Genomic DNA, 301 nt, shown 5'->3' with positions numbered 1-301 from the left:
CCCGCCTGCGCCGCAAGATCGAGCCCGACCCGCGCGAGCCGCGGTTCCTGCAGACGGTGCGGGGCACCGGTTACATGCTGGTGGTGGACTAGGGCGGTCCGCGGCCCTAGCGTGCGGCGATGAACGATCAGGCCACATATCGGGGAATCACGCTGGACGGGGACAGCGCGCTGGCGCTGCTGGACTGGCAGCTGGAGATGGGCTGCGACGTGCCCATGCTGGATGCGCCGGTGGACCGGTTCGACCTGCCGACCCGCGTGGCGCCCGCGGCCCCCGTGCCCCAGGCCCCGCCGCCGCCCGC

The 301-nt window shown here is 74.1% G+C and carries 1 protein-coding gene and 1 pseudogene; both read left to right on the top strand.

Annotated features, from left to right (window positions below):
• Window positions 1–92, top strand: a 92-nt coding sequence (locus TW83_RS20135; protein ID WP_162198080.1) for a helix-turn-helix domain-containing protein, incomplete at its 5' end; no start/stop codon positions are given.
• A gap of 27 nt (window positions 93–119) precedes the next feature.
• Window positions 120–301, top strand: a pseudogene (locus TW83_RS16820) (uracil-DNA glycosylase); the annotation flags it as partial.

The sequence above is a fragment of the Paracoccus sp. S4493 genome (genome assembly GCF_000967735.1).
Classification (GTDB): domain Bacteria; phylum Pseudomonadota; class Alphaproteobacteria; order Rhodobacterales; family Rhodobacteraceae; genus Paracoccus; species Paracoccus marcusii.
Note: the sequence above shows the minus strand (reverse complement) of the source record. Positions and strands in the feature narration are given on the sequence as shown.